This is a genomic window from Kitasatospora sp. NPDC091257 (assembly GCF_044757675.1).
GTDB lineage: Bacteria > Actinomycetota > Actinomycetes > Streptomycetales > Streptomycetaceae > Kitasatospora > Kitasatospora lactacystinica.
Genome location: NZ_JBIVVI010000641.1, coordinates 1 through 5255, shown reverse-complemented (window position 1 = coordinate 5255; position 5255 = coordinate 1). Strand labels below are relative to the sequence as shown.

Annotated in this window: 4 protein-coding genes and 1 pseudogene; 1 reads left to right on the top strand and 4 read right to left on the bottom strand. The window is 75.5% G+C overall.

Annotated features, from left to right (window positions below):
* The 4 genes and pseudogenes from ACIQOV_RS26250 to ACIQOV_RS26235 all read right to left on the bottom strand — a co-directional run.
* A pseudogene (locus tag ACIQOV_RS26250) lies at positions 1 to 814 on the bottom strand (hypothetical protein); the annotation flags it as partial.
* A 211-nt stretch (positions 815 to 1025) separates the two neighbouring features.
* Complete coding sequence (locus ACIQOV_RS26245; RefSeq protein WP_359904334.1) at positions 1026 to 1448, bottom strand: MarR family transcriptional regulator; 423 nt, start codon at positions 1446 to 1448, stop codon at positions 1026 to 1028.
* An 87-nt stretch (positions 1449 to 1535) separates the two neighbouring features.
* Entirely contained in the window at positions 1536 to 2840 is a 1305-nt protein-coding gene (locus ACIQOV_RS26240; RefSeq protein ID WP_401052454.1) for a M48 family metalloprotease, read from the bottom strand.
* Between the two features lie 149 nt (positions 2841 to 2989).
* Positions 2990 to 3772 carry a universal stress protein gene (locus ACIQOV_RS26235; RefSeq protein ID WP_401052453.1) on the bottom strand — a complete coding sequence of 261 codons (783 nt, stop codon included), beginning with the start codon at positions 3770 to 3772 and terminating at the stop codon, positions 2990 to 2992.
* A 355-nt stretch (positions 3773 to 4127) separates the two neighbouring features.
* Between ACIQOV_RS26235 and ACIQOV_RS26230 the strand changes: the two genes are divergently transcribed.
* The coding region (locus tag ACIQOV_RS26230) for a CapA family protein (protein WP_401052450.1) at positions 4128 to 5255 on the top strand (1128 nt) is incomplete at its 3' end.

The window sequence follows — 5255 nt, the reverse complement described above, 5'->3', positions numbered from 1 at the left end:
GGGGCTCCTCGGGCGAGGGGAGGGGCAGGGCGGACAACGCTTGCAGGCCCTGCCGCTCGCGTCGCTCACGCCGGTCGCGGCGGTCCCGTCGGGACTGTTCGGCGAGCTGGGCGAGGTCCCAGCTGACGCTGCCGTCCAGGTAGGCCGCCAGGTCGGGCAGTTCGGCGTGCAGGTGGGCGGCGGCGCGGAAGGCGCCGAGCAGCAGGGCCGCGTCGCCGAGCGAGGACAGTCCCTTGCCGCGGACGTCGCCGACCAGCAGCCGGGTGCCGGTGGCGGTGCGGGCGGCCGCGTACAGGTCGCCGCCGACCTGCGCCTCGGCCTCGGCGGCCAGGTAGACGGAGGCCAGGTGCAGTGGTCCGATCCGTTCCGGCAGCGGGCGCAGCAGCACCCGCTGGGCGGCCTCGGACACCGAGCGCACCCGGGCCAGCTCGCGCTCGTGCCGCTCGCGCAGCACCCGCAGGCCGACGATCAGCACCGAGACGATCAGCTGCGCGCTCAGCTGGGTCTCGATGTTCGCGCTGGTCAGGCTGTCGCGGACGGCGCCGATGACGGTCAGCGCGGCGAACGCGAGCGCGGCGACCGCGGCGGTGGCCCGGGGGCCGGCGAAGGAGGCGGTGAGGGCGGGGGCGACGATCAGCAGCGGGCCGAGGTGGATGTCCGGCGGGGAGAGGATGTCGACCACGGTGATCAGCACGATCAGCGCGAGGGTCAGCGCCGTCAGCACCCGGCGGTCGGGCAGCCAGGCGCGGCGGCGGTCGGGGGGATGCGTCGCGTTCGAGCGGTGCGGCGCATCGGGACGCTGCCGGAGGGGCACTCCTCCTCTGTACACCGTGGAGGCGGCGGGGCGCACCCGGAAGGGCTCGACCGGCTCTCCGGCCGGTCCCTTCGACCGGCCCCTCCGGCCGGTGTTCCGGGCGACTTCCCCCGGCCGGATCTCCGGCCCGCGCTTCGATCCCGCATCCCGACCCGCGTCCCGCGTCCCGCGTCCCGCGTCCCGCATCGCCGTCCGGCAGGTGTCGCCCAGGTCAGCCCTCCTGGCCGTACCGGGCCAGGTAGTCGGCGAAGCGGGCGACGTCCTCGTCGGACCAGTCGGTGAAGCGCGCGGTGAAGGAGAGCCGGCGCTGCTCGTTGGCGTCCCGCAGCAGGGTGAGGCCGGCCTCGGTGGCGCGCAGGATCTGGCCGCGCTGGTCGTCCGGATCGGTCTCGCGGGCCAGAAGGCCGAGCTTCTCCAGGGCGGTGACCTGGCGGCTGACGGTGGACTTGTCGAGCATGAAGTGCGCGGCCACGTCGGCGGCCCGGCAGCCGCCGCGCTCGGTGATCAGGTCGAGGATGCTGTAGGTGACCAGGGAGAGGTCGGGGTGCAGCTGGGAGGCCTTGTGCCGGGCGCGGCGGGCGAAGGCGGTCAGCTCGCGCTGGATGGTCTCGATGGACGACTGGCGGCCGGGCACGGCGTTCCTATCTCCTCGATATTTGTTGCACTATACAACGGATTTGCCCGGGGGTGCACTTTGCTCCGGTGCTCGCCGCTCCGGCGCTCATCGCCCCGCTGCCCGTCGCCCCGGCGCTCGCTGCTCCGGTGCGGCCCGCCAGGCGCGGGCGGCGGCGATCCGCCTGGTCGCACTCGGGTGAGTGGCGAACAGTAGCTCAAGCACCCTCGGTGGGTCGACATCCGAGACGTTCGCCACGGCCAGTCTGCGCTGCATGGCCACGAACTGCTCGACGTCCCCGGTCAGTTCGAGTGCGTGCCGGTCCGCCCTGGCCTCGATCCGGCGGCTCACCGCGCACTGCGGCGGCCCCGACAGCGCGCCCAGCAGCGCCGCGAGCGCCGCCAGCAGCGGCAGCGCCCGGGGGTCCGCCGCGTCCGTCGCCCCGGCCGCGTCCAGCAGCGGCGGCCAGGTGGCGAGCAGGCCGAGGACGGCCACCGCGACGGCCGCGCCGACCGCGCCCAGCGCGGTGCCGACCGGCACGTCCCGGTGCTTGACGTGGCCCAGCTCGTGCGCGACCACCAGCTCCACCTCGCGCGGCTCCGCGGTGGTCAGCAGCGTGTCGTACGCGACGATCCGGCGGGTCGCCCCGAATCCGGAGACGTACGCGTTGAGCGCGGTGGTGCGACGGGAGGCGTCCGCGACCAGGACGTCCCGCACCCGGACGTCGTCCCGCTCGGCCAGTGCGAGCAGCGCGGTGCGCAGCTCCCCCGGGGGCATCGGGGAGAAGCGGTTGAACACCGGCTCGATCAGCAGCGGATGGAGGAAGGAGAGCGCGGCCGTCAGCAGCGCCGCCGCGCCCGCCGCCGGCAGCCACCAGCGCTGCGGCGACCAGGCGGTCAGCGCGAACAGGCCCAGTGCGAGCGGGAGGACGAGGACGAGGGTGAGCGCGAGGCCGCGTACGGCGTCCAGCGCCCAGCCGGCCCAGCCCTGGGTCACCAGCCCGTACCGGGCCCGGACGGTCCGCGCCCCGGCGCCGAACGGCAGTTGCAGCGCCTGGCCGAGCACCACCAGGGCCGCCGCGCCGGCCAGTACCCCGGCCGTCCGGGAGCCGCCGAACCAGCCGCCGACGGCGGTCACCAGGGCGGCACCGGCCGGGGTGAGGCCGAGCAGCAGGGTCAGCGCCAGGCCCGCCAGTCGTCCGCCCAGTGCCCACGGCAGCTGGGCGCGGCGCAGCGCGCGGCCCCGGGCGCGCTCGTCGGGGGTGAAGTCCGGCGTGGGGGCTTCGCCGGGCGGGGCGCACTCGGGGGTCGCGGTCCCGGACGCCGCGGTCTCGGAGGCCACGGCCTCGGGGGTCGCGGTCTCGGGGTTCGGGGGTTCGGCGGCCGGGGGTTCGGGGGCCGGGGTGGTGTCCATGGCGGGGTGCGGCTCTTCCGGTCGGGTCGCGGGAGGGGCGGTACGGCGGTTCGGCGATTGTCCAGCGGTGGTCCAGCGGTGATTCAGCATGGCGTACCCGACCGGGCGATGCGCACGCCGCGGCCCGGCGGTCGCCCGCGGGCGGCGGTTCACTCCTCGGTCGGCCCGGTGGCGCCGTGGACGCCGGAGCGCAGCAGTTGGTGGCCGAGGTCCACCAGGGCGCGTCCGACCGCGAACTCGTCGCCGACGGCGGGGGCCGGGGCGTCGCGCGGGTTGCGGCGGGAACGGGCGTCACTGTGCAGCACGTCGCCGTCGGCGTTCAGCACGGCGTGCACCCGGGTGGTGTCCTCGTCCTCGACCACGTGCAGGCTGAGCTGCCAGTCCTTGGTGCGCACGGCGCCCGGGGCCGACTGCTCGACGCCCTCGCGGCCGGCCGCGGCCGGCGGCGGGGCGGCCACCGTTCCGTCGGCGCGGACGATCACCACCGGGCAGCCGCCGTGCACGGCGCAGCGGGTGGACACCGAGCCGAGCAGCGTCCGGGCGAAGGTGCCCCGGCCCCGGCTGCCCAGTACCAGCAGGTCGGCCCCCTCCGCCGCCTCCAGCAGCACCTCGGCGGCGTGGCCGAGCACCAGGCTCTCCCGGACCTCCACCGAGCGGTCCGGGCCGAGGATCTCGTTGATCTCGGCGCTCAGCGTGCGGCGGGCGGTCCGCTCGAAGCCGTCGTCCACCATCGGCGCGAACCACCCGTACAGCGAGGGGTACTCCCAGGCCGCCACCGCGTGCACCGCCGCGCCGGTCAGCACGGCCTGGCCGACCGCCCAGCGCAGGGCCGCCTTCGACGGCCCGGAGCCGTCGATCCCGACCACGATCCGGTGCTCCCGGGTGAGGGACGGGGGACTGCCGCCCACGGCGGAGATCTGATTGCTGCCCATCACGCCACACCTCCCGGCCTTCGGCGCGGGACTCGCTCCCTGCACACCACGCTGCGCGCCCCGCCCGCCTCCGCGCCAGGGACACGGTGGCCGGGTCGGCCGGGGCCATGGGGACGGTCGGGCCAGGGGGCGTCCGGCGACCGGCCGGTGATGCCGGGCCCTCGATGCCGGGCCGTCGATGCCGGGCCGTCGATGCGCGGGCGGCGATGTCCGCCGGTCGATGTCCGACCGTCGATGCCCACCCCGGCCCAGGGGGTGTCCTTTGTGGCCGGAATGTTGCTGGCTCGGGTCCGGGTGGTGGTGATTCGGTGGCGTAGGCTGACCGCTCTTGCACCATCCTCGGGGGGATCCACTCATGCGCCGTGTCGCGGCCGCCGTCGCGCTGCTCGTCGGAATGACCGCCGTCGCCGCCTGCGGGCCGGACGACCCCGAGCCGGCCCCGGCCTCCGCCGCCCCCGTCCCGCCGTCCTCGGCGCCGGACGGCACGCCCTCCGGCACGGCCCCGGGCAAGAGTGCCCCGCCCCGGCCCGACGGCACCATCACCGTCGCCTTCGCCGGGGACGTCCACTTCGAGGGCCGTACCGAGGCCCGGCTGGCCGTCCAGCAGCCCGAGCCCGCGCTCGGCCCGATCTCCCGCACCCTCGCCGACGCCGACCTGTCCGTCCTCAACCTGGAGACCGCGATCACCGGGCGCGGTGCCCCGGAGCCGAAGACGTACACCTTCCGCACCTCGCCCAAGGCGCTGTCGGTGCTCAAGGACTCGGGCGTCGACGTCGTCTCGATGGCCAACAACCACGCCGTGGACTTCGGCGCCGACGGCCTCACCGACACCCTCGCCGCCAAGGACTCCTCGCCGATCCCGGTGGTCGGCTTCGGACGCAACGCCAAGGAGGCGTACGCCCCGTACGTCACCACCGTGCGCGGGGTGAAGGTCGCGGTGGTCGCCGCCAGCCAGGTCGAGGACCTCACCAACCAGAAGTGGCGGGCCGGCGCCGACAAGCCGGGCATCGCCTCGGCCCTGGACGTGCCGGCGCTGGTCAAGGCGGTGGAGACGGCCAAGCAGCAGGCTCCGGTGGTGCTCGTCTACCTGCACTGGGGCGACGAGGGCAAGGCCTGTCCGACCGGTCCGCAGACCACCATCGCCAAGAAGCTCGCCGGCGCGGGCGCCACGGCCGTGGTCGGTACCCACGCGCACACCATGGTCGGCTCGGGCATGCTCGGCAACACCTACGTCGGCTACGGCTTCGGCAACTTCCTCTGGTACGGCACCTCCAACTACCCCAACTCCAACGAGACCGGTGTCACCACCCTCACCCTCACCGCCGAGGGCAAGGTGACCGGCGAGGCCTTCACCCCGGCCACCATCGACGACAAGGGCATCCCGGAGCCGGTCAGCGGCGCCACCGCCGAGGCAGCCCTCAAGCGCCGCGACGGCCTGCGCGGCTGCACCGGCCTCTCCCCGGCCCCGGCCGGCCCCGGTGCG